We start from the raw sequence: 23,112 nt of genomic DNA, 5'->3' as shown, positions 1-23,112 counted from the left end.
CCCCACGCCGCCCCGCTATGGTTGGGCGTCCACGGGCTGTGGCGCAGCTTGGTTAGCGCGTCGGTCTGGGGGACCGAAGGTCCCGGGTTCAAATCCCGGCAGCCCGACCACCTCTCCCCTCTCGGCAAATTCCCCTCACGACCACCTCTCCCCTCTCGGGAATTTCCCCTCACGGCAAATTCCCCCCGCAGAAGCTCCCTCAGAGCAGCAGCGCAATGCCCTGGACGGCCCGCCAGGCCAGGTAGGCAGCGGCCGCGGCCAGCACCACCCAGAAGTGCCACGGGGCCCGCACCCGGCGAGGCGCCGACCGGGACAACGGGCCGGCCACGACCGCCCCGCAGGTGGGGCACGCGCCGTCGGCGGTCACCGACCCGGGATTCCAGAAACGCTCGCAGGGCTCGCACCAGGGCACGCCCCTAGCTTGCCACCGCCGGCAATGCCGTCGGACGGCCCACGGCGCGTTGTCTCCCTGGTTGCCCAAGCGTTACTTTGGTCCATTCCACCAGCCACCTGCTGATGGACCAGCCTGCTGACAAGGAAGGGAATCCCCAGCAATGAAATTGAAGCCCAAACTGCTCGCGCTCCTTGCCGCACTCTTCGCCTTGGCCCTGGTGGCCGGAGCCTGCGGCAATGACGACGACGACAGCACCCCCGCGCCGGCGGACTCGGCCCCCGCCGACGATTCGACGGACGGTGGCTCCATGGACGATGACGAGCCCATGGACGACGACGAGCCCATGGACGACGAGCCCATGGACGACGCCGAACCCATGGACGACGAGCCCATGGACGACGCCGAACCCATGGACGACGACATGAGCCTGGCGGGCACGGTGGTCAACATTCTGGGCCCGGAGACCGGTGCCGAGGCCGAGGGCTTCCTGGCCGGCTTCGAGCCGCTGACGGAGAGCACCGGCATCGAGGTGCAGTACTCGGGCACCCGCGACGCCACCACCGAGTTGAACCTGGCCCTGGAGGGCGGTAATCCCCCGGACATCGTGATCATCCCCCAGCCGGGCCGGATCATCCAGTTCGGCGAGTCCGGCGACGCCGTGGCCCTGCCGCAGTCGTTGCTCGACAACATCGCCGGGTCGTACGACCCCTTCTGGTTCGATTTGGTCACCACCGGTGGGCAGGTCTACGGCGTGCCCAACAAGGGTGATGTGAAGAGCCTGGTGTGGTACAGCCCACCCGTGTTCGCCGACAACGGCTACGAGATCCCCGGAACCTGGGACGAGCTCGAAGCTCTGGTGGAGCAGATCAAGGCCGACGGCCACGTTCCCTGGTGCATCGGCATCGGGTCGGGCGACGCCACCGGCTGGGTGTTCACCGACTGGATGGAGGACATGATGCTTCGCATCCAGGGTCCCGACGTCTACGACCAGTGGGTGTCCCATGAGATCCCGTTCAACGATCCCCGGGTGGTCGAAGTGGCCGAGTTCGTGGGCGACATCTGGTTCGAAGACGGCAACGTGCTCGGCGGTCGCGACCTGATCGCCGCCACCGGCTTCCGGGAGTCCGCCCTGCCGCTGCTGGACGGCGACTGCGTGCTGCACCGCCAGGCCAACTTCGCCGGTGCGTTCTTCACCGAAGCGGGCGCCTCCCTCGGCCCCGACGGCGACATCAACGTCTTCTACCTGCCGACCATCTCCGATGAGTTCGGTACCGTCGTGCTCGGCGCGGGCACCCACGCGGTGGCCTTCACCGACAAGCCCGAGACCATGGCCGTGATGGAGCACATCGGCACCGCGGCGTTCGCCAACGCCCGGATCATGGCCGACAAGGGTGGGTTCCTCTCCCCCAACCGGGACCACGACACCTCGCTCTACAGCTCGGACTTCGACCGCGGCCTGGCCGAGATCCTGGTGAGCGCCGATCCCTTCCGGTTCGACGCCTCCGACCTCATGCCCGGCGAAGTGGGTGCCGGTGAGTTCTGGCGTTCGGGCACCGACTACGTGTCGGGCTCGAAGTCGGCCCAGGAGTTCGCCGACGACACCGAGGACGCTTGGCCGTCCTCATAGGCTGAGGGCCTGATCGCCGGCCACTCGGCCGGCTCGATCGAACTATCGGGGCCGGGAGCGACGAGTTCGCTCCCGGCCCCGGCGCGTCCCGGCAAGTGAACGGCCAGGGCGGCGGCGGAAGCTTGCGGCATTCCTGCACCCGGTCCGCCTCGCCGCCTAAGGTACGGGGGCCATGGGCCAGATCGTCACCATGCTGGTCAGCGTCATCGGGGCGCTGGCGGTCACCGCCGTGTTGTTCGTCGGCGCCGACCGGACGGCAACGGCCGCCCTCAACCGCTGGCCCGCCTTCGCCGCCAGCATCGGGGGGGTAGTGGGTCTGATCGTCGGGGCCGTGCTCCAGCACAACGACTGGGTGCCCCGAGGCCCGGCCCTGGGGGGTCCGTTCGACGAAGGGTGGCTGGCCATCGTGATCGCCGGCGTCATCGGCGCCGCCCTCGGCAACGGGGCCGGCCGTGGCGTGGTGCCCGCCCTGGACCGCCGCATCCGTCTGGAGGCCCGGCTGCGACCGTGGGTGTTCGTGGGCCCCGGCCTGCTCTTCGTGACCGGGGGCTTGGTCATCCCCGGTTTCCGCACGTTGTGGCTGTCGTTCAAGAGCGGGACGCGGGGCCAAGAGCCCGGGTTCACCATCCAGTACTACGAGGAGATCTTCACCGATCGCACCTTCTTCTCCGTCGAAGGTTGGAGTTCGATCTTCACCAGCCGGCTGTTCATCGTCGGGCTGGCCGCCGCCACCGTGGCCGCGGTGGCCGCGTGGGCCAGCGCCTCCCGGATCGTGGGCGGTCCTCTGCGGGTACACCTGGCGGGCAGGGCCATGCGCCTCCTGGGCACGGTCGCCGTGCTGTTGGGGGGGGCCGCCCTGGTCGGGTTCTTCGAGTCGATCATTCGCGAACCCAATCGCTCCGCCATCGTGGACGCCCTCACCGTGCTGGTGTCCAGCCGGATCACCCTCGTCGTCGTGGTCGGCGTAGCCGCTGTCCTCCTCGTCGTCTGGCTGCTTGCCCGCATGAGTGGCGGGGACATCGAGATGGACTGGGGGTCCCCCGCGTCGTCCACCCTGTTTGTGCTGGCCATCGGCATGGCCATCTTCGCGGCGCTCTCCACGCTGCAGGGGGTCGTCTGGAACAACATCTGGTGGGTGGTCACCGTGGCCGGACTGTCCACCGTGTTGGGGCTGCTCTTGGCCATCCTGGCCGAGCGGGCCCAAGGCGAGCGGGTGGCCAAGACCCTGATCTTCATGCCCATGGCCATCTCCATGGTGGGCGCCGCGGTGATCTGGGACTTCATGTACGAGGTGCAGCCCACCGGCAACCAAACCGGTCTGCTGAACGCCATCCTGCAGGGCCTGGGATTCGAGGCCCGGGGCTTCTTCATCAACTCCTCGATGATCCCGTGGAACAACTTCTGGATCATGTTCATCATGGTGTGGATCCAGACCGGTTTCGCCATGGTGGTGCTGTCGGCCGCCATCCGGGCCGTGCCCGAGGAACTCACCGAGGCCGCCCGGGTGGACGGGGCCAATGAGATCCAGGTCTTCTGGCGGGTAATCGTCCCCCAGATCCGTCCCACCATCATCGTGGTGGTGACCACCCTCATGGTGATCGTCACCAAGGTGTTCGACCTGGTGAAGGCCACCACCGGCGGCGCCAACCGCACCAACGTGCTGGCCAACGAGATGTTCGACCAGCTCCGCGACCGCAACTTCACCTCCAGCAGCGCGTTCGCAGTGGTGCTCCTGGCGTTGGTGTTGCCGGTGATGATCTACAACATCCGCCGACTCCAATCGGAGCTGAAGTGACCTCCGCTGACACCGCCACGCTGCCAACGGGCCTCAGGATTCGGCGCTTGGCCGCGGGCATCCCGACCTGGGCCATGTGGCTCATCGTGGTGATCTGGACGGTGCCCTCCTTCGGGCTGTTCGTCTCCTCGTTCCGCAAGGTGCCCGACATCGAGAGCAACGGCTGGTGGACGACCTGGAACGATCTCGACAACCTGACCCTGCAGAACTACCGCGACATCTTCCGGGAGAGCGCGGCCCAGCCGTCCATGTGGGAGTTCGCCCTCAACTCCCTGGCCATCGTGGTTCCGGCCACCATCATCCCCATCGCCATCGCCGCCTTCGCCGCCTACGGTTTTGCCTGGATCGACTTTCGGGGGCGCAACTGGCTGTTCATCGCCCTGGTCTCCATGATCGCCCTGCCCAACCAGATGGCCTTCGTGCCGCTGTTGCAACTCTTCAACAACGGGGCCCGACTGACCATCCCCGGCGTGGACTGGACGTTCGTGCTCATCCCCGACGTGGGCATCGCCAATACCGCCGCCGCGGTGTGGATCACCCACACCGCCTTCGGCCTGCCCCTGGCCGTGCTGTTGCTGCACAACTTCATCAGCCAACTCCCCCGCGAGGTGTTCGAAGCGGCCCGCATCGACGGGGCCAGCCACTTCACCATCTTCTGGCGCCTGGTGGTGCCCCTGGCCCGGCCGGCCCTGGCCGCCTTTGCCGTGTTCCAGTTCCTGTGGACCTGGAACGACTACCTGATCGCCGTGGTGTTCCTCACCGACAACGAGCCCATGACGGTGGCGCTGGTCAACCTGGTCGGCGAACGGGGCTCCAACTTCCAGCTCCGCTTCGCCTCGGCCTTCGTGATCATGATCGTGCCGCTGATCGTGTTCTTCAGCCTCCAGCGGCACTTCGTGCGAGGACTCCTGGCGGGCTCCGTCAAGGGTTGACGCCGGCTCCGACGGTCACGGGGCCTCGTTGCTGACGCAGCCTCTGCCGACTACAAGACGTCGCTGACGGCCACCGGGATCCCACTGGTCATCGACTGTTGGCCGGCCACCCCCATGGCCACGCACAACAGGGCGGCTTCCAGGGCCTGACGGGACTGGGCCGTCGCCTCGGGCCGGCCGGCGGCGTCAATGGCCTCCAGAAACCGCTGGTGCTCCACGAAGCTGGAACCGTGGTGATGCCCCTCGTACGGGGCGGTCACCGGTGTCGGTTCGACCCGCACCGCGCCGATGGAGTGCTCGCCCCGCCGCCCGATGCGCACGATGTGTTCAGGCACCAGGGCCTCGATCTTGCCGGCGTCGCCCATTACGGCGAACTCCTGCTGGTTGTGGGTGGCCTCGGCGAACATGCACAGGTCCAGCATCGCCCGAGCGCCGTCGTCGTATTCCACCACCACGTAGGCGTGATCGGCGATGTCGGGCGCGCAGCCCCCGTAGCGCTCGTCGCGGTGGTTGACCGCTTGGCCCCCGGAGGCGAACACCCGCTCGGGTCGCCCCGGCATCACCAGGTTCATCAGGTCGAAGAAGTGGCAGCACTTCTCCACCAGCGTCCCCCCGGTGTTGTGGTCGAACCGGTTCCAGTCCCCCACCTTGGACAGAAACGGGAACCGGTGCTCCCGCATCGACACCATGCGGATCCGACCGACGCTGCCGGCGTCGACCTCCTCGATGAGCCGGGCGAACGGGGCCATGTAGCGGTACTCCAATCCCACTCGGATCACCCCCCGAGACCGGGAGGCGGCCTCGATGATCCGCCGGCAGTCGGCCACCGAGATACCCAGCGGCTTTTCCACCAGCACGTGCAGGTCGGCCTCCAACACGTCGCCCAGGACGTCGGCGTGGGTCATGTTGGGGGTGGCGATGACCACCGCATCGCACCTCCGGGACGCCAGGAGTTCCCGGTAGTCGACGAATTGCCGGGCTGCGGGGGCCATCGCCGCGGCCTTCTGGCGGGAGGGGCCGTGGGGGTCGGCCACCGCCACCACCTCCGCGCCGGACAGATGAGCGATGTTGGCGATGTGCTCCCGACCCATCATGCCGGTTCCTATGACGCCGTAGCGGATCACCCTGCTTCTCCCCGATGGGTCGTGCCACGCCCGCCGCGCGGCACCTCGGGGCGAGTACGCCCAGTGCTTCCCGGCCGGCGGCTTCACAAGATAGCTTGGCCAGGTGCCAAGCGGCCTCATCGACCCCGCACCCGTCTCGCTCGGACCCGACCTGGAGGTCGGACGCCTGGGGTTCGGCTGCTGGCGCCTGGTCGGGGGCTCCCCCTCCGAGTATCACGAGGTGCTGGAGGCCGCCCTGGGTCACGGTATGAACCTGGTGGACACCGCCGACGTCTACGGCCTGGACTGGGGCGGGACCGCCTTCGGCCAGGCCGAGAGCAACCTGGGCCAGGTGCTGGCCGCCGCCCCCGGCCTGCGGGACCGGATGGTCCTGGCCACCAAGGGGGGCATCACCCCGCCCACCCCCTACAACGCCAGTGCGGCTGCCATTACCGCCGCCTGCGAGGCCTCACTCGGACGCCTCGGGGTGGACACCGTGGACCTCTACCAGATCCACCGGCCCGACCTGTTCGTCCATCCGGCCGAGTTGGCCGAGGCCCTCACCGGGCTGCGCGACCAGGGCAAGATCCGAGAAGTGGGCGTGTCCAACTTCACCCCCGCCCAACACGAGGCGTTGGCCGCCCACCTGCCGTTCCCGCTGGTGGCCACCCAGCCCGAGTACTCGGCGGCCGCCCTGGGCGCGCTGCGCGACGGCACCTTGGACCTGTGCATGCGCGACGGCGTGGTCCCGCTGGCGTGGAGCCCGCTGGCCGGGGGTCGCCTGGCCACGGGTACCGACGTCCGCCCCGAGCTGATCGCCACCCTCGATCGCCTGGCCGAGCGTCACGGCACCAGCCGGACCACGCTGGCGGTGGCCTTCGTGCTGGCCCACCCCTCTCGCCCGGTGGCCATCCTGGGAACACAGAAGCCCGAGCGACTGGCCGAGGCGGCCGCCGCCGCACACGTCCCCCTGGAGCGGGAGGACGTGTACGCCGTCATCGAGGCCTCCGAAGGCGTACCCCTGCCGTGAACGGCTCCGCGCCCGTCGAAGTCGTGCCCCGGCCGTGAGCGGTTCGTCGCCGGTCGAGGTGGCGTGGTTCGGCGCATTGTGTGACGACGACTACGAGTTCCTCGGGGTGGCCGACCCGGAACTGGCAAGTAGTTGGGAACACTGCCGCGACATCACCTTGGCCGCCGATGGTCACGGCTTCGACAACATCCTGTTGCCCTCGGGCTACACCCTGGGGATCGACGCCACCGCGTTCGCCGCCGGGGTGGCCCCGCTCACCTCCCGCATCCAACTCCTGCTGGCGGTGCGGATGGGCGAGCTCTGGCTCCCCCAACTCGCCCGACAGCTCGCCACCGTGGATCGGATGCTCCACGGGCGGCTCACCGTCAACATCATCTCCAGCGACATCCCCGGCGAGACCCTGGAATCGGCGCCCCGCTACCGGCGGACCCTGGAGTGGATGCAGGTGCTGCGCACCCTGCTCGACGGCCGGCCGGTGGACTTCCACGGGGAGTTCGTCACGCTGACCCTCGATCCCCCCCGCGCCACCACCACCTCGGGGCGCTGCCCTCCCTTCTACTTCGGCGGCTTCTCCGAGGCGGCCAAGGAAACCGCCGCGGCGGCCGCCGACGTGTTCCTCACCTGGCCCGACACGGTGGCGGGGGTGGCCGACACGGTGGCCGACATGAAGGCCCGGTCCGAACGCCACGGACGCACCCTGCGCTTCGGGCTGCGCAGCCACGTGATCGTGCGGGCCACGTCCGCCGAGGCCCGGGCGGCCGCTGACCGGCTGGTCAGCCGACTCGACGACCGGACCGGGGCCGCCATCCGGGGGCGGTCACTGGACGCCGCCTCTGCCGGGGTGCAACGCCAGGCCGAGCTGCGAGAGACGAGCGACGCCGACGGGTACGCCGAGGAGAACCTCTGGACCGGGATCGGTCGGGCCCGCTCCGGGGCCGGGGCCGCCATCGTGGGGTCCGGCGAAGAAGTGCGGGCCAAGCTGGAGGCCTACCGGCGGGTGGGCATCGACGCCTTCATCCTTTCGGGCTATCCCCACCTGCCCGAATGCGAGCGGGTGGGCAACCTGGTGCTGCCCCACCTGGACCACGCCCCGCTGGTCCGGAGCTGACCGCACCCTCGGGTGCGGCCATCCCGGCGGAAGCCGGGCCGGTCAGTCCCGGATGGCCAGACCGGTCTCCAGATCGAAGAAGTGGGCGTTCTCCATGGACACCGCCACCTCGATGGAGTCGCCGGGCCGTACCGCGGTGGTGGGCCGGAAGCGAGCGTGGACCCGGGCGGAGCTGCGCTCGGCGTCGGCCACCTGGTCCTCGGTCAGCTCCAGCGCCTCCCGGGCGATGACCGGCTTGGCGTCCAGATCGAAGTAGGCGATCACCTCGTACCCGAGGGCCTCGATGTGGGTGACCTGGGCCCGCAGCCGCTGATCGGCGGGATGGTCGGTCACCAGGGCAGCATCCTCGAAGTCCTTGGGCCGTAGTCCCACCGCCACCGTGGACCCCAGATGGCCCTCCAGGGCGGGCCGGCGGGTGAGCAGGGATTCGGGAACGGCCAACTGCTGACTGCCCAACTGCATGGTCAGCCCGGAATCGCGGCGCTGGACCACCGCTTCCATCAGGTTCATCGACGGCGAGCCGATGAAGGCGGCCACGAAGATGTTGTCGGGCTCGTTGAACAGCTTCATCGGGCTGTCCACCTGCTGCAGGATGCCCTGGTGAATCACGGCCACCCGGTCGGCCATGGTCATGGCCTCCACCTGGTCGTGGGTGACGTAGAAGGTGGTCACCCCCACCTGGCGCTGCAACTCGGTGATCTCGGCCCGCATCTGCACCCGCAACTTGGCGTCCAGATTGGACAGGGGCTCGTCGAGCAGGAACACCCGGGGGCGGCGGACGATGGCCCGGCCCATGGCCACCCGCTGACGCTGGCCCCCCGACAATTGCCCCGGCCGCTTGTCGAGCTGGTTCTCCAATTCCAGGATGCGGGCCGCCTCGTTCACCCGCTCCTTGATCTCCGCTCGGGGCCGTTGGGCCAGCTTCAGGGAGAAGGCAATGTTGTCGAACACGTTCATGTGGGGGTACAAGGCGTAGTTCTGGAAGACCATGGCGATGTCCCGGTCCTTGGGGGCCAGGGTGTTGACCACCCGGCCGCCGATCCGCAACTCCCCCGAGGTGATGTCCTCCAGGCCGGCGATCATCCGCAGCGTGGTCGACTTGCCGCACCCCGACGGGCCCACCATCACCAGGAACTCGCCCTCGTTGATCTGCAGGTTCAGATCGCTGACCGCCCTGAAGCCGTTGCTGTACTCCTTGTTGAGTTCCTCGAGAACCACGTCGGCCATCGGGCCTCCCCCTTGTGCTTCCGGTTGTTGGTCCGGGCTGCCGCCCAACTGAGCGGCCCCATGGTAGTCGGCCGGGGTCAGGCCCGGCGGACCGCCAGGATGGCCACGTCGTCGGAGATGGTGCCGTCGGCGAAATCCCGGGCGGACTCCAGCAGCGTCTTGCACAGGACGTCGGGCGACACGGTGGGGTCGCGGCGCAGATGCTGGGCGATCCGGTCCTCGCCGAACTGGGCGTCGCCGTAGCGCACCTCGGCCAGGCCGTCGGTGTACATCAGCACCATGTCGCCCGACTCCAGGGGGATTTCCCGGCTGAAGTAGGTGCTGTTGGGGTCGAGCATCAACAACGCGCCGGTGGCCCGCAACGGCTGCACCTCCCGCTCGTGCCACAACCAGGCCGCCGGGTGCCCGGCCGAGGCGTAGCGCATGGTCTGCGCCTCGGTGTCGAACACCACCACGACCACCGAGATGAACTCCTCGGCCCGCTCGATGGACGACATCTGGGCGTTCAACTCCTCGAGAGCCTGGGCCGGGTCGCGGAACTGCCGGAGGAACACCCGAAGGAGGTATTTGGCCTGGAACGCGGTGATGGACGACTCGATGCCCCGTCCGGCCACATCGCCGATCACCGCGGCCACCCGGGTGGGTCCCACCCGGAACACGTCGAAGAAGTCGCCCGCCATGACCCCTTCGCCCGCCTGGTAGACCCGGCCCATTTCGTAGCCCGCGAAGTCGGGCAGGTCGTCGGGGGCCAGCCGACCGGCCCAGGCCAGCGGAGCCAGGTCGCCCTGGCTCAGGGTTTGCTCGGCCCGCCGTTCGATCTCGAAGCGCTCCTGGGTGAGCCGGGCGTCGGACACCGCCTTTCGCCCCCACCACAGCGGGAACAGCGCGGGCAGCACCACCACGGCCAACAGGGCGGCCACCGCCCGCGACTCGGCCGCCGCCGTCACCGCGGCCACCACCGTGAGGGCGGCGTAGAGCACGGCGGCATGGGCGTCACGGCGGAAGCTGGACTGGGCCAGCGTGTGGGCGGCCTCGTAGGCGCTCACCCCTTCCTCGTCGTACCCCTCCCCGGCGTGGGTGTGCTCGATTCGGAGCAGGAACCGGTAGCGGTGCCGGGCCGCCCGCACGAACACCCCGGAAGCAAACGCGCACACCCCGGCGGTCAGCACCAAAAGGAGCGACTCCATCGCCCAAGGCTACCCCGCCCGGTCACGGTGGACGGGGCCAAGGGCGACTCACCTCGAGCTTGAGCGGCGGAAGCAGCCCAGGGCCGGAGGCGGCAGGCCTCGGGGGCGTTGGCTCAGCGGCGGCGCACGCGCAGCTTGACCGGGACCGATCCCAGGTCGAAGGCCTCCCGGAGGCGACGCTCCAGGAAGCGCAGGTAGGTACGGGGCAGTTCCCGGTTGGCGAACAGTGTGAAGGTGGGGGGGTCGGCCGCCCCCTGGGTGCCGTACAGCACCCGGGCGCCGTCGGGGGCGGGATGAGCGGCCTGGGCGTCGCGCAGCACCCGGTTCACCGCCTGGGTGGGGATGCGCCGCCGGTACTCGGCGATCACGCCCCGCAACTCGGGCAGCAGTCGGTTCACCCCCTTGCCCGACTGGGCGCTCACCCGGAGCACGGCCGCCTCCCCCAAGAAGTGGAGCCGGCGGTCGATTTCGCCCGCGATTGCCTCCCGCGCCTCGGTGTCGAGCAGGTCCCACTTGTTGAGCAGCACCACGATGGGACACCCCGCCCCGTCGATGCGCTCGGCCAGGCGTTGATCCTGGTGGGTGACCCCCACGGTGGCGTCGATCACCAACAGGGCGATGTCGGAGCGGTCCACCGCGGCCAGGGCCCGCAACAGCGAGTAGTACTCGGTGGCCTGATCGATTCGGGCCCGTCGGCGCATGCCCGCGGTGTCCACGAAGCGAATCGGCCCCAGCTCGGAGGCCACCACCGTGTCGATGGCGTCGCGGGTGGTGCCCGGCTGATCGTGGACCACCGCGCGGTCATCACCGATCAGGCGGTTGAACAGGGTGGACTTGCCCGCGTTGGGTCGCCCCACGATGGCCACCGACACGGTGGCCCCGTCCTCCTCCGAGCCCGACGCCGACCCGGTGGCCGCGTCCTGCTCCGACCCCGGCGCCGACCCGCCGGCCGTCTCCTCGTCCGGTTCCGGGTGTTGTTCGGGCAGGGCGGCCAGCACCGCGTCCAGCAGGTCGCCCACCCCCCGACCGTGGAGCGCGCTCACCGGAAACGGATCGCCCAGCCCCAGCCCGACGAACTCCCAGATGAGGCTCTCGTGGACTTCGTCGTCCACCTTGTTGACCGCCACCAGCACCGGTCCGGCTCGTCCCCGCAGTCGGGCGGCCACCCCCTCGTCGTCGCCGGTGATGCCCGCCTGGGAGTCCACCACCATCACCACCACATCGGCCTCGGTCATCGACTTCTCGCTCTGGGCCGACACCTTGGCATCCATGGCCGCATCGGCCCCGGCGCCGGGGGGCAACCAGCCCCCGGTGTCCACCACCGTGAAGGCCCGACCCTGCCAGGAGGCCGCCATCTCCTTGCGGTCGCGGGTCACCCCGGGCTGCTCGGCCACGATGGCCTCCCGGCGACCGAGCACCCGGTTCATGAGGGTGGACTTGCCCACGTTGGGTCGCCCGACGATGGCCACCGTGGGCCGTCGCTCCCTCGGGGCCGCGTGTTGCGAGGGGCCGGGGTCAGCCATCGAGCGCCCGGCGCAAGGCCACCCCGTCGGTGGGCACCACCTCCACCGGTCGGGGGAGATCGCCGGGGGTGGTGCCGTCCAGGAACCGCCCCCCCGAAAGGCACACGTCGGGTAGCAGGTAGCGGTGCCCCTCGGGCTGGGCGTCCAGGGTGGCGGCGATGTCCTCACCGACCAACAGGCCGGCCACCGCGGTGGTGCCCCCGAAAAACCGGTTCTCCACCGCCACGATGCGCACGTCGTCGCGACCCAGCGTGGCCACCAGCGGGGCCAGCACCTCCGCGCCGTAGCGGCCGGTGAGCACCCCGATGGGGGCGTCGGGCCGGGGCCGCAGCCCGATGGGGGTGCCCCGTTCCCTGCCGGAGGTCGAAGACAGGGCCGGGTCGGGCCCCTCGGTGCGGGGGGCGCGGTAGCCGGTGGCCGGGGCCCCTTCCACCCAGGCGAAGAACCCCGGTCGGGTCCCGGTGACCTCGTCGGTGTGACCGAGGAACTCCCGGCGCAGGGTGGCCACCATGCCCACCCCGTCCTCGTGCATGGGGAATCCCTCGTAGGTCTCGGCCGACGGGAAGTCGATGCCGGCCAGCAGGTAGTACTCGTCGGCGGCAAACACCACCCGACGACCCAGCAGTTGCCGGTTGATCTCTTGCCACTGGTGGACGGCCTCCACCACCGCGGCCGCCTCGGCCCCGGTATGGGGCCGCAGCCGAGGCTCGTCGGAATGGCGGGACACCCCCAGGGGCACCACGCACACGCTGGCCAGCTCGGGGTATTCGTCGGCCACGCCGGCCAGGGTGTCCTCCAGGACCTCGCCGTCGTTGACGCCGGGGCACACCACCACCTGCCCGTGGATCTCGATGCCGTGGTCGAGCAGGGCCCGCAGCCAGCGCAAGCTGGTGGCGCCCCGACGGTTCCGCAGCATGGCGGCCCGTATGTCGGGATCAGTGGCGTGGATGCTCACGTTCAGCGGGGAGAGCCGCTCGGTGACCACCCGCTCCAGGTCGGCTTCGGTGAAGCGGGTGAGGGTGGTGAAGTTTCCGTACAAGAACGAGAGCCGGTAATCGTCGTCCTTCAGGTACAGGCTGGACCGCAGGCCCGGGGGAAGCTGGTAAATGAAGCAGAACTCGCAGTGGTTGTCGCAGGTCCGCACCCGGTCGAACAGGGCGGAGTCCACCTGCATCCCCAAGGGCTCACCGGCCCGCTTGTGTACCTCCACCTCCAACACCAGGCCGTCGCGGCGGATGTCGAGGCTCAGCTCGGGCTCATCCACCAGTTGCTGGTACTCGATCACGTCGGTGGGAACGCGGCCGTTGACCGACAGGAGTTCGTCGCCGGCCTTCAGGCCGAACTTCTGAGCCACCGAATCGGGGGCCACCGCGGTCACCCGAGGGGCGGACATGACGCCAAGGATACGGGCCGCCAAACCACCAACGGGGTAGATTGACCTCGTGTACGTGGAGAAGGTGATCCTGGCCGCCCCGCGGGGGTTCTGTGCCGGCGTGGAAATGGCCATCAAGGCGTTGGCCTGGTTGGTCCGCACCTTCGACAAACCGGTGTACTGCTACCACGAGATCGTGCACAACAAGCTGGTGGTACGCCGTTTCGAGCAGCTCGGGGTGGTGTTCGTGGACGACATCGCCGAAGTTCCCCCCGGCCGCCCGATCATGTTGTCGGCCCACGGCTCGGCCCCCGAAGTGGTGGCCGCCGCCTCGGAGCGGGCCAGCTACATGGTGGACGCGGTGTGCCCTTTGGTCACCAAGGTGCACCACGAGGTGAAGGTTCGGGCCAACAAGGGGTACCGCATCATCTACGTGGGCCACGAGGACCACGAGGAGGCCGTGGGCACCATGGCGGTGGCCCCCATGGCCATCCACCCGGTGGACGACATCGACGGCGTGGAGGCGCTGCCCGACTTCGAGGAGCCGGTGGCCCTTCTCGCCCAAACCACCCTGTCGCACCGCGACTGGGAGGGGGTGCTGCACGCCGCCCGGGACCGGTTCCCCGACATGTGGACGCCGGGACGCAGCGACCTGTGCTTTGCCACCACCAACCGGCAGGCCGCGCTGACCGCCATCGCCGAGCAATGCGACACGGTGGTCATCGTCGGTTCGGCCAACTCCTCCAACACCCGGGCCCTGGAGAAACTGGCCCGGGAACTGGGTTGCGAACGGGTGTTCCGGGTCAACCGGGCCTCGGAGCTGCCCGACGACATCTCCGGCGTGGTGGGACTCACCGCCGGAGCCTCGGCCCCCGAGGAGCTGATCAACGAGGTGCTCGACCGCCTCAACCCGACCGAGGGCATCGAGGAGGTGTCGATCACCGACGAGGACGAGTACTTCCCCCCGCCCCGGAATCTGCGTGATCTGATCGAGGCCTCGGGCACGTTGGTCTCGTTCAGCCTGGGGGGAACGCCGTCGCCCGCCCCCATGATCGACCGCCAAGTGGCGGCCAGCGACGTCCTGGACGACCTGATCGCCGGCCGCTGAGCGCGCCGGAAGTCAGGGGCGCTACTCCGCTTCGGGGTCGCCGGGCGTCCACACCGGGATGCCCAGCCTGCGTTGCACGTCGTCGAACATGTTCTGGAGCACCTCGCGGAGTTCCTCGGAGTAGGCCCGCAACCCGTCCCGGCTGATGCGACCCCGATCGTCCACCGCGGGGGGAGCCAGAGGCTCACCCCACACCAGGCGCACCGCCCGCGGGCGGGGCATGCGCACCCCGATGCCCATGGCCCGCTCGGTCCCCCCGATGGCCACCGGCACCACCGGCACCTGGGCCTTGGCCGCCAGCCACGCGGCCCCGTCCAACAGGGGATGGATCCGGGTACCGGACTTGCGCTCCCCCTCCGGGAACACCACCAGCGGCTGACCGGCCTCCAGCACGGCCAACGCGGCCTTCAGCGCGCTGCGGTCCACCATGTCCCGCCGAACGGGAAAGCCTCCCATGACCACCACGATCCAGGTGGTGATCGGCCCCCGGAACAACCCGCTCTTGGCGAAGTAGCGCAACGGCCGGCGGGCCGAGGCGCCGACCATGGGGGTGTCCAGATTGGAGCGGTGGGTGGGGGCGATGATGACCGCCCCGCTGGGGGGCAAGTTCCGCCGCCCTCGGGTGAAGCAGCGGAAGTAGGCCCCGAACACGGCTCGGGCCAGCCGCTGGATGAAGAAGTGAAACACCACCGCGGCCACCCGGCCCTTGGCCTCCAGCTCCTCCGGGCGGAGCTGGTCGGGGTGGTCCGGTTCCGCCGGGCTCATCGCAGCCGGGCCAGCAACTGATCGACCACCTCGTCCACGGTGAGATCGGTGGTGTCGATGACCACCGCGTCGGGCGCCTGGGCCAGGGGATCGTGCTGCCGGGTGGAGTCGGCCGCATCCCGGGCGGCCAGGTCGGCGGCCACCGTCTCGTAGTCGAGGGCGCTCACCTCACCGGCCCGGCGCTCGGCCCGGGTCCGGGCGGAAGCGCTCAGGTACACCTTCAGCTCGGCGTCGGGAAACACCACCGTGCCGATGTCCCGCCCCTCCAGCACCCCGCCGCCTCGGGCCGTCACCCACGCTCGCTGACGCAGCCGCAGCACGTCGCGCACCCCGGAGATGGCGGCCACCGTGCTCACCGACCGGGTGACCTCGGGGCCCCGGATCTGGGTGGTGGCGTCCACCCCGTCGACGGTGACCGAGGTGCTCTCCACCCGGATGTCGCTGGTCCGGGCCAACTCCACGATGGCCTCGGTGTCGGCCAAGTCCACCTCCCGGGCCATGGCGGCGAAGGCCACCGACCGGTACATGGCCCCGGTGTCCAGATACTCCAGACCCAGCCGCTCGGCCAGCCGCCGGGCCACGGTCGACTTGCCCGAGCCGGCGGGCCCGTCGATGGCGATCACCCTCGGGGCGGCACCCGGCGGACGGCCACTGGGGGTCACGGGGCCCACCCGGTGACCCGGCTCAGGTCGGCGGCAAAACCCGGATAACTGGTGCGGGTGGCGTCGAAGCCCTCGATGGTCACCGACCCGCCCCCCGCCGCCCCGGCGATGGCTGCGGCCATGGCCATCCGATGGTCACCACGGCAGGCCACCGTACCGGGGCGAAACTTCTCGGCGGAACCGGCGCCGTCCACCTCCAGGGCATTGCCATGGACGCGACCGCGGACCCCGAGGCTGTCAAGCAGTCCGGTGATGGCCGCCACCCGGTCGGTCTCTTTGACCCGCAACTCGGCGATCCCCTCGAACACCGTCACCCCGTGGGCGGCGGCGGCCGCCACCGCCAGGATCGGCACCTCGTCGATGCAACCCGGCAGTTCCTCGGCCGTCACGCGGGTGGCCGCCAACTCGCCGGTGCGGGCCCGCACATCACCGGAGGACCGGTCGGCGGTGATGTCGGCCCCCATGCGGGCCAACACCTTCACGAAGCCACCGCGGGCCTGGCCCAGGTACACGTTCTCCACGGTGAGATCGCTGTTCGGCGCCAGACACGCCCCCACCAGCCAGAAGGCGGCCTGGGAGGGGTCGCCGGGGACCTCCACGTCGGGGGGCGTCACCTCCCCCGGCCAGACGGTCACCGAATGGCCCTCACGCTGTACCCGGACCCCGGCTGCGGCCAGCATCTCCTCGGTGTGAGCCCGGGTGGCCACCGACTCGCGCACCGTGGTGGGGCCCTCGGCCCGCAGGCCAGCCAACAAAACCGCGCCCTTCACCTGGGCCGAGGCCACCGGCAGGGTGTACTCGATGCCCCGAAGCCCGCCGCCGCGAATGGTCAGCGGGGCTCTCGTACCGCCGGCCCCCTGACCCTGAACCGACGCCCCCATGGCCGACAGGGGGGCGATGATGCGATCCATGGGTCGGCTCCGAATCGAGTCGTCCCCGTCCAGCGTGGTGGTGAAATCGAAACCGGCCACCAGCCCGGCCAGAAGCCGGATGCCGGTACCGGAGTTGCCCAGGTAGATGGGAGCGTCGGCCCCGGTGAGCCCCCCGGTGATGGTCACCGTGGCGGCATCACCCCCGCTCCCCTCCTCCACCCGGGCACCCAGCGCCTCGACGGCCCGACGGGTGTCGGCCACGTCCTCACCGTCGGACAGGCCCCGAACGGTACACGGTCGGTTTCCCAGGGCGGCGAGCATCAGGGCCCGGTGGGAGATCGACTTGTCGCCCGGTACCCGGAGGCGCCCGGTGAAGCGGCGGGGGCCGTCGACGGTGACCACGCTCACGACAACGGTCTCGACGAGGGGGCGTATCCCTGGGCCCGCAGGGCCTCCAGCAACCGGTGGACGGCCTCGTCGTTGACCACCACGATGGCCACCCCCTGGCCCCCCTCCACCGAGTGGGCGATCTCCAGGTCGTAGATGTTCACGCTGATGTCGGTGGTCAGGCTGGTGATGCGGGCCAGCTCGCCGGGCCGGTCGAACACCGGGATGCGCACCTCGGCCAGCGACACGTCCCGATCCATGCCGTAGGGCAAGTGGGCCCGGGCCTCTCGGGCCTGCTCCAGCAAGCCCAGCAGACCGGGGCGGTCCCCCTCGGCCACCAGGGCACGAACTTCGCCCAGCGCGGCGATGAACCGGTCGAGGACCGCGCAGATGGCGTCGGCGTTTTCCCGGCAGATGTCGGGCCAGATGCCGGGATGGCCGGAGGCGATACGGGTCATGTCCCGAAATCCGCCGGCCGCCAGCCGCAGCATGGTCCGGTGCTCCTCGGAGCGCTCGTCGGCCAAGGCCATCAAGGTGGCCGCGGTGAGGTGGGGCACGTGCGACACCACCGCTACCAGGGCGTCGTGGCGGTCGGGGGGCAGCGACACCACGTCGGCGCCCAGCGAGGCCACCACCGACCGGATTCGCACGAGGGTGCCGTCGTCGGTTTGGTCGGTGGGGGTCAACACCCACACCGCGTTCTGAAACAGATCGGCTCGCGCCCCGGCCACCCCCTCCTGTTCGCTGCCCGCCATGGGGTGCCCGCCCACGAAACGGCGATCGTCCACCGCGGCCACGATGGGGGCTTTCACCCCGCCCACATCGGTCACCACCCCGTGGCCGGTGGCCAACGCCCGGCGGACCTCGGTGGCCACCGACCCCACCGGGGTGGCCACAAAAGTGATGTCGGCCTCGGGTGCCACCCCCACGGCATCCAGGGCGCCGCGACGCAGGGCCTCGTGGGCCGCGGCCTCGTCTTGATCGGTGCCCACCACCCACCAGCCCCGCTCCCGCAGGGCTAATCCGATGGAGCCGCCGATCAGACCGGTGCCGACAATGGCCGCCCGAGAAGGGGGGTCACGGTCCGGCATCATTCAGGAAGGTCGTCGCGCAGTCCCCGGGCCCGTTCCAGGTACACGTGGTGCAACTCCTGGCGGCCCCGGTCGGTGACCAGGTGGATGAGCACCCGCAGGCACAGGGGTTCCCCGCCGTCGATCTCCAGCTCCTGGGCGCAGAGCAGGGGCACGTCGCCCAAGCCGAACTTGCGGGCGGCCGCCGCCGGAAAGGCCGAGTTGATGTCGGAGGTGGCCGTGAAGAAGACGCTGATGAGGTCGTCGTGGTGGATGTCGTTTCGCTCGAACATGGCCGTCAAGAGCGCAATCATCCGCTCTTGGATCTGCTCGGGGGTGTCGGCGTCGACGGTGGTGGCCCCTCGCAGGGCGCGTACAGCGCGGCTCACGGCCCGGATTGTACCGAGCGGTCGTGCCCAATCCCGTCTCGGATCACCCTCGGCCCCCGCCGGAGCGCTCCAGGGCCCGCACCTCCGATCGGGTCACCTCCCGCCAGGTTCCCGGCGCCAGCGTGCGGTCGGCCAGCGAGCCGATGCGGGTGCGGACCAGGCGGATCACCCGATGGCCCACCGCTTCGCACATCCGCCGCACCAGGCGGTTGCGGCCCTCGTGAACCACGATGCGCAACACCGACGGCTCGAGCCTCGACACCGCCACCGCCCGGGCCGGGCCGTCCTCCAGTTCCACCCCCTCGCGCAGCGTTCGTAGGGCCCCGCGCGCGGGGCGGCCCTCCACGTGGACCAGGTACTCCTTGTCGATCCCGAAGGACGGATGGGTAAGGCGGTGGGTGAGGTCCCCGTCGTTGGTGAGTACCAGCAGACCCTCGCTGTCGGCGTCCAGGCGTCCCACCGGGAACACCCGGGGATGGTCGGGAACCATGGCCACCACGGTGGGACGACCCTGCGGGTCGGCGGCGGTGGCCACCACCCCGGTCGGCTTGTTCAGCAGGTAGTACACCAAATCGGCCCGCAACCCGACGGCAATGCCGTCCACCTCCACCGTGTCACGGTCGGGATCCACCCGCTGACCCAACCGGGCCGGGTGCCCGTTGACCCTGATCCGGCCCTCGGTCACCATCTGCTCCACCGCCCGCCGACTGGCCACACCGGCCGCGGCCAGTACCTTTTGGATTCGCTCCGCGTCTTGGATTCGCTCTGCCTCGCTCACCTCAGGGGGTGTTAGCCGAGGGGCCGTCGGCGGCGGCCACCGGGCGGCTGTCGGCCATCAGGCTGGTCTCCAACGCCTCGATCACCTCGGTGCCGGGCACGAAATCCACCAGCGGGGGCAACTCGTCGAGGGAGTCCAGGCCCAGCCGCTCCAAGAAAGTCGGCGTGGTGGCGAACAGCCGAGCGTTGCCCGGACCGGGGTCGCGGCCCACCTCCTGGATCAAACCGCGTTGTTGGAGCGTGCGCATGGCCCCCTCGGCGTTCACCCCCCGGATGGCCGACACCTGGGCCCGCGACAGCGGCTGCTTGTAAGCCACGATGGCCAGCGTCTCCAGGGCCGCCGACGATAGTCGGGCGCTCTGACCGCTGACCACGAAGCGCTTCACGTAGGGCTCCGCGTCGGGATGGCTGCGGTAGCGATAGCCCCCGGCTACCCGGATCAGCTCGAATCCCCGCCCTTCGGTCCGGTATTCCTCGGCCAACTGGGCACAGATGGCCTCCACCCGGTCGGTGGGGATCTCCATGAGCTGAGCCATGATTCCCGGCGGCACCGGCTCGTCGGCCACCATCACGATGGCCTCGACCGCCTGGCGGGCCTCGAGGCTGTCGCCGGTCATGGGCGCCTAGCCGTCATAGGCGTCCACCCCCACCAGGGGCTCCAGTTCGTCGGGAGCCCCGCTCCAGGTGATGGCAATGCGGCCGAATGTGGTGGCCTGGGCCACCTCCACCAAACCCCGCTTGTACAGCTCCAGCACGGCCAGGAAGTAGACCACCACCTCGATGCTCGTCTCCAGGTCCTCGGTCAGCTCTCGGAACCCCACCGTCCCCATGTCGGGCAGGCGGGACACCAACTCGGTGGTGACCTGGTCCACACTGATGGGGATGTCGGTGATGTGGCTGACGTTCACCCGCACAACCGGTCGCGACGCGGTGGCCCGTACGAAGGCGGCTCGGAGATCTTCGGGACCGACCCCGGCCAGAAAGTCCGGCACCAGGTCCAGGTAGCGCTCGTCGGGTCCGGCCCGGCGGGGAACGCCCCGCCCCGCCATTGCGGCCAGCCCTTCCAGGGCTTGGGCGGCAGCCTTGAAGGTCTGGCACTCCAGCAGGCGGGCCAGCAGCAGGTCGCGCTCCGACCACAGGGCCAACTCCTCGTCCAGATCGGGGGTCTCGCTGTCGGGCAGCAGGCGGCTGCTCTTGAGCTGGACCAAGGTGGCGGCGATCAACACGAACTCGGTGGCCACCTCCAGGCTGAGCTGCTCCATGCGGTCGAGTTCAGCCAGGTAGGCGTCCACGATGTCGCCCACCATTACCTCGTACAGGTCCACCTCGTGGCGCAAGATCAGGTGCAGCAGCAGGTCGAAGGGGCCCTCGAACACGTCGGTTCGCACTTCGAACGGCTCGCGGCCCGCCGGCGCAGCCACCAAAGCAGTCACCGGCCAAGTGTAGAACCCACCTGGGGCCCCTGTGGGCATTTGGGCGGCATCGCCTTGAGAGCGACCACCACCTCGATGCGCAGCACCCGCCCCCGGTCCCTGCGGGCATTTGGGAATACTTGACACAGAGAGCCGGCCACCCAACGGGTAGCTTGGCCGGCGTGGCTCGTGTGTTCTCCGGCATCCAGCCCTCCGGCGGGATGCACCTGGGCAACTTGCTGGGCGCGCTGCGCAATTGGGTGGCCTACCAGCAGGATCACGAGGCGGTGTACTGCGTGGTGGATCTCCACGCCCTGACCACCGCTCCCGACCCGGCCGAGCTGCGGGACAACACCATGGCGGCGGCCACCATGCTCCTGTCGGTCGGCATCGACCCGGAACGGTCCACGCTGTTCGTGCAGAGCGCGGTGGCCGAGCACGCCGAGTTGGCCTGGATGATGGAATGCACGGTGGGCTTCGGGGAGCTGCGCCGCATGACCCAGTTCAAGGACAAGTCCGACCGGTCCGACTTCGTGTCGGCCGGGTTGTTCACCTACCCGGCCCTGCAGGCCGCCGACATCTTGTTGTACGACACCGACCTGGTGCCGGTGGGCGACGATCAACGCCAGCACATCGAGCTGTGCCGTGACATCGCCGAGCGCTTCAACCGTCGCTACGGGGACACCTTTGCCGTACCCGCGCCGGTGATTCCCAAGGCCGGGGCCCGGGTCATGGACCTCCAGCGACCCACCGACAAGATGTCCAAGTCGCTGGAGTCGGCCGGCACCATCGGGGTGCTGGAGGAGCCCGACAGCGTGACCCGGAAGTTCAAGCGGGCGGTCACCGACAGCGACAACGACGCCCGCTACGACCCCGACACCAAGCCGGGGGTGTCCAACCTGCTGGGCATCTTGGCCTCGGTCACCGGGAGGACCCCGCAGGCGGTGGCCGACGACTACACCCAGTACGGGCCGCTCAAGGCCGACACCGCCGACGCCGTCAACGAGCTGCTCGATCCCATCCGCCGCCGATACCAAGAGTTGTCCTCCGACCCGGCCGAGATCAGCCGCCTGCTCCAAGCCGGCGCCGACAAGGCCCGGACGGTGGCCACCACCACCTTGGAACGGGCCCGAACCAACGCCGGGCTGATCCCCCGCTCCCCCACCTGAGCCGATACCGAGACCCGGAGGAGATCCGTGACCGACATCACCCCATTCACCGTTGACATCCCCGATGCGGCCATCGCCGACCTGAAGCGGCGCCTGGCCGAGGCCCGCTGGCCCGACCAGCTCCCCGACACCGGATGGGACTACGGCGCCGACGAGGCCTACATCCGGGAACTGGCCCGCTACTGGGCCGAGGACTACGACTGGCGGGCCGCCGAGGCCGAGCTGAACGAGCTGGATCACTTCACCACCACCATCGACGGCCAGAACATTCACTTCATCCACCAGCGCTCGCCCCACCCCGACGCCTACCCTCTGATCATCAGCCACGGGTGGCCCGGCTCGGTGGTGGAGTTCCTCGACATCATCGGCCGGCTGACCCATCCCGACGATCCGGCCGACGCCTTCCACGTGATCGCCCCGTCTCTGCCCGGCTACGGCTTCTCCGGCCCGACCACCGACCGGGGGTGGGATGCCGTGCGCACGGCCCAGGCGTTCGCCCGCCTCATGGAGCGGCTGGGCTACTCGCGCTACGGCGCCCAGGGGGGCGACTGGGGGTCGTTCATCTCCCAGAACATCGGCCGCCACGACCCCGACCACTGCCAGGCGGTCCACGTGAACTTCCTGTTCGCCACCGCCCCCGACGACGGACCGGGCGACCTCACCGAGGCCGAACAGGCGGGGCTGGCCCGCAGCAACATCTACTTCAGCGAGGGCGCGGGGTACATGCAGATCCAGAGCACCAAGCCCCAAACCCTGGCCTACGGCCTGACCGACTCCGCCATCGGCCAGTTGGCCTGGATCGCCGAGAAGTTCCTGGCCTGGACCGACAACGACGGCACCATCGAGTCGGCCGTCAGCCGCGACCGGCTGCTGACCAACATCTCCCTGTACTGGTTCACCGCCACCGCCGGGTCGTCGGCCCGCATGTACTACGAGATGATGCACTCCGGGGCCGCGGGCCTGACCGACCGGCTCGACACCCCCATCGGGGTGGCCAACTTTCCCATGGAGATCCTGCAGGCCCCCCGGCACTGGATGGAGGACCGCTACAACATCGTCCACTGGTCCGACATGGCCGAAGGGGGCCACTTCGCCGCCATGGAGGAGCCCGAGGCCCTGGCCCGCGACATCGCCGCCTTCTTCCGCCGCTTCCGGTGAGGCCCACCCCGGCCCGGAGCCCGGAGCCCTGAGACGGTGAGAGTG

The 23,112-nt window shown here is 69.8% G+C and carries 22 protein-coding genes and 1 tRNA gene; 9 read left to right on the top strand and 14 right to left on the bottom strand.

The genetic code is table 11. From position 1 onward, the window contains the following. The first annotated feature begins 32 nt into the window (after positions 1–32). A tRNA-Pro gene (locus tag ACOQPQ_RS02700) sits at positions 33–110 on the top strand. Between the two features lie 89 nt (positions 111–199). Here the strand turns inward: ACOQPQ_RS02700 and ACOQPQ_RS02695 are convergent. After that, complete coding sequence (locus ACOQPQ_RS02695; RefSeq protein WP_420637905.1) at positions 200–412, bottom strand: hypothetical protein; 213 nt, start codon at positions 410–412, stop codon at positions 200–202. A 142-nt stretch (positions 413–554) separates the two neighbouring features. Here ACOQPQ_RS02695 and ACOQPQ_RS02690 point away from each other — a divergent pair, with 142 nt between their 5' ends. The 3 genes from ACOQPQ_RS02690 (at position 555) to ACOQPQ_RS02680 (ending at position 4,748) form a co-directional block, all read left to right on the top strand. Then, entirely contained in the window at positions 555–2,021 is a 1,467-nt protein-coding gene (locus ACOQPQ_RS02690; protein WP_420637904.1) for an ABC transporter substrate-binding protein, read from the top strand. Positions 2,022–2,193: 172 nt separating this feature from the next. Continuing rightward, positions 2,194–3,816 carry a carbohydrate ABC transporter permease gene (locus tag ACOQPQ_RS02685; RefSeq protein WP_420637903.1) on the top strand — a complete coding sequence of 541 codons (1,623 nt, stop codon included), beginning with the start codon at positions 2,194–2,196 and terminating at the stop codon, positions 3,814–3,816. 47 nt (positions 3,817–3,863) lie between these two features. Next, entirely contained in the window at positions 3,864–4,748 is an 885-nt protein-coding gene (locus ACOQPQ_RS02680; protein WP_420637902.1) for a carbohydrate ABC transporter permease, read from the top strand. Positions 4,749–4,798: 50 nt separating this feature from the next. Here ACOQPQ_RS02680 and ACOQPQ_RS02675 read toward each other — a convergent pair whose 3' ends face one another. Continuing rightward, the gene (locus ACOQPQ_RS02675; protein WP_420637901.1) at positions 4,799–5,872 is read right to left on the bottom strand and encodes a Gfo/Idh/MocA family protein; all 1,074 of its coding nucleotides are present in this window, start codon (positions 5,870–5,872) and stop codon (positions 4,799–4,801) included. Between the two features lie 103 nt (positions 5,873–5,975). Here ACOQPQ_RS02675 and ACOQPQ_RS02670 point away from each other — a divergent pair, with 103 nt between their 5' ends. Both ACOQPQ_RS02670 and ACOQPQ_RS02665 read left to right on the top strand, forming a co-directional pair. After that, the gene (locus ACOQPQ_RS02670) at positions 5,976–6,881 is read left to right on the top strand and encodes an aldo/keto reductase (protein ID WP_420637900.1); all 906 of its coding nucleotides are present in this window, start codon (positions 5,976–5,978) and stop codon (positions 6,879–6,881) included. A gap of 34 nt (positions 6,882–6,915) precedes the next feature. Beyond that, a complete protein-coding gene (locus ACOQPQ_RS02665; RefSeq protein ID WP_420637899.1) occupies positions 6,916–7,989 on the top strand; it encodes an LLM class flavin-dependent oxidoreductase in 1,074 nt (357 codons plus the stop codon). Between the two features lie 42 nt (positions 7,990–8,031). Here the strand turns inward: ACOQPQ_RS02665 and ACOQPQ_RS02660 are convergent, their stop codons facing one another. The 4 genes from ACOQPQ_RS02660 to ACOQPQ_RS02645 all read right to left on the bottom strand — a co-directional run bounded on the left by ACOQPQ_RS02660 (position 8,032) and on the right by ACOQPQ_RS02645 (position 13,319). Continuing rightward, entirely contained in the window at positions 8,032–9,216 is a 1,185-nt protein-coding gene (locus ACOQPQ_RS02660) for an ABC transporter ATP-binding protein (RefSeq protein WP_420637898.1), read from the bottom strand. A gap of 77 nt (positions 9,217–9,293) precedes the next feature. Further along, positions 9,294–10,403 carry a PP2C family protein-serine/threonine phosphatase gene (locus ACOQPQ_RS02655; protein ID WP_420637897.1) on the bottom strand — a complete coding sequence of 370 codons (1,110 nt, stop codon included), beginning with the start codon at positions 10,401–10,403 and terminating at the stop codon, positions 9,294–9,296. Positions 10,404–10,516: 113 nt separating this feature from the next. Further along, complete coding sequence (gene der / locus ACOQPQ_RS02650; RefSeq protein WP_420637896.1) at positions 10,517–11,926, bottom strand: ribosome biogenesis GTPase Der; 1,410 nt, start codon at positions 11,924–11,926, stop codon at positions 10,517–10,519. Beyond that, positions 11,919–13,319, bottom strand: a complete 1,401-nt coding sequence (locus tag ACOQPQ_RS02645) for a DUF512 domain-containing protein (protein ID WP_420637895.1) — start codon at positions 13,317–13,319, stop codon at positions 11,919–11,921. Before ACOQPQ_RS02645 ends, der begins: the two co-directional genes overlap by 8 nt. Positions 13,320–13,368: 49 nt before the next feature. On the opposite strand from ACOQPQ_RS02645, the gene ispH reads away from it, so the two are divergent. After that, complete coding sequence (gene ispH / locus ACOQPQ_RS02640) at positions 13,369–14,406, top strand: 4-hydroxy-3-methylbut-2-enyl diphosphate reductase (protein WP_420637894.1); 1,038 nt, start codon at positions 13,369–13,371, stop codon at positions 14,404–14,406. Positions 14,407–14,427: 21 nt separating this feature from the next. Here the strand turns inward: ispH and ACOQPQ_RS02635 are convergent, their stop codons facing one another. From ACOQPQ_RS02635 to ACOQPQ_RS02600, 8 genes are read right to left on the bottom strand one after another with little or no spacing between them, the layout of a single operon-like run. Further along, complete coding sequence (locus tag ACOQPQ_RS02635) at positions 14,428–15,171, bottom strand: lysophospholipid acyltransferase family protein (RefSeq protein ID WP_420637893.1); 744 nt, start codon at positions 15,169–15,171, stop codon at positions 14,428–14,430. Beyond that, positions 15,168–15,842, bottom strand: coding sequence for a (d)CMP kinase (gene cmk / locus ACOQPQ_RS02630; protein ID WP_420637892.1), 675 nt, complete (start codon positions 15,840–15,842; stop codon positions 15,168–15,170). Before cmk ends, ACOQPQ_RS02635 begins: the two co-directional genes overlap by 4 nt. After that, positions 15,830–17,113, bottom strand: coding sequence for a 3-phosphoshikimate 1-carboxyvinyltransferase (gene aroA, locus ACOQPQ_RS02625; protein WP_420637891.1), 1,284 nt, complete (start codon positions 17,111–17,113; stop codon positions 15,830–15,832). Before aroA ends, cmk begins: the two co-directional genes overlap by 13 nt. Further along, a complete protein-coding gene (locus ACOQPQ_RS02620) occupies positions 17,110–18,183 on the bottom strand; it encodes a prephenate dehydrogenase/arogenate dehydrogenase family protein (RefSeq protein WP_420637890.1) in 1,074 nt (357 codons plus the stop codon). The genes aroA and ACOQPQ_RS02620 overlap by 4 nt, the downstream gene beginning before the upstream one ends. Then, entirely contained in the window at positions 18,183–18,551 is a 369-nt protein-coding gene (aroH, locus tag ACOQPQ_RS02615; protein WP_420637889.1) for a chorismate mutase, read from the bottom strand. The genes ACOQPQ_RS02620 and aroH overlap by 1 nt, the downstream gene beginning before the upstream one ends. A gap of 43 nt (positions 18,552–18,594) precedes the next feature. Continuing rightward, positions 18,595–19,329 carry a pseudouridine synthase gene (locus ACOQPQ_RS02610; RefSeq protein WP_420637888.1) on the bottom strand — a complete coding sequence of 245 codons (735 nt, stop codon included), beginning with the start codon at positions 19,327–19,329 and terminating at the stop codon, positions 18,595–18,597. A 1-nt stretch (position 19,330) separates the two neighbouring features. Further along, positions 19,331–19,945 carry an SMC-Scp complex subunit ScpB gene (scpB, locus tag ACOQPQ_RS02605; RefSeq protein ID WP_420637887.1) on the bottom strand — a complete coding sequence of 205 codons (615 nt, stop codon included), beginning with the start codon at positions 19,943–19,945 and terminating at the stop codon, positions 19,331–19,333. A gap of 6 nt (positions 19,946–19,951) precedes the next feature. After that, positions 19,952–20,761 carry a segregation and condensation protein A gene (locus tag ACOQPQ_RS02600; protein ID WP_420637886.1) on the bottom strand — a complete coding sequence of 270 codons (810 nt, stop codon included), beginning with the start codon at positions 20,759–20,761 and terminating at the stop codon, positions 19,952–19,954. A gap of 161 nt (positions 20,762–20,922) precedes the next feature. Between ACOQPQ_RS02600 and trpS the strand changes: the two genes are divergently transcribed. Beyond that, a complete protein-coding gene (gene trpS, locus ACOQPQ_RS02595) occupies positions 20,923–21,909 on the top strand; it encodes a tryptophan--tRNA ligase (protein WP_420637885.1) in 987 nt (328 codons plus the stop codon). Between the two features lie 36 nt (positions 21,910–21,945). Then, entirely contained in the window at positions 21,946–23,067 is a 1,122-nt protein-coding gene (locus tag ACOQPQ_RS02590) for an epoxide hydrolase family protein (protein ID WP_420640346.1), read from the top strand. Positions 23,068–23,112: the final 45 nt, after the last annotated feature.

It is taken from the genome of Candidatus Poriferisocius sp., assembly GCF_965219775.1.
GTDB lineage: Bacteria > Actinomycetota > Acidimicrobiia > Acidimicrobiales > Bin134 > Poriferisocius.
Note: the sequence above shows the minus strand (reverse complement) of the source record. Positions and strands in the feature narration are given on the sequence as shown.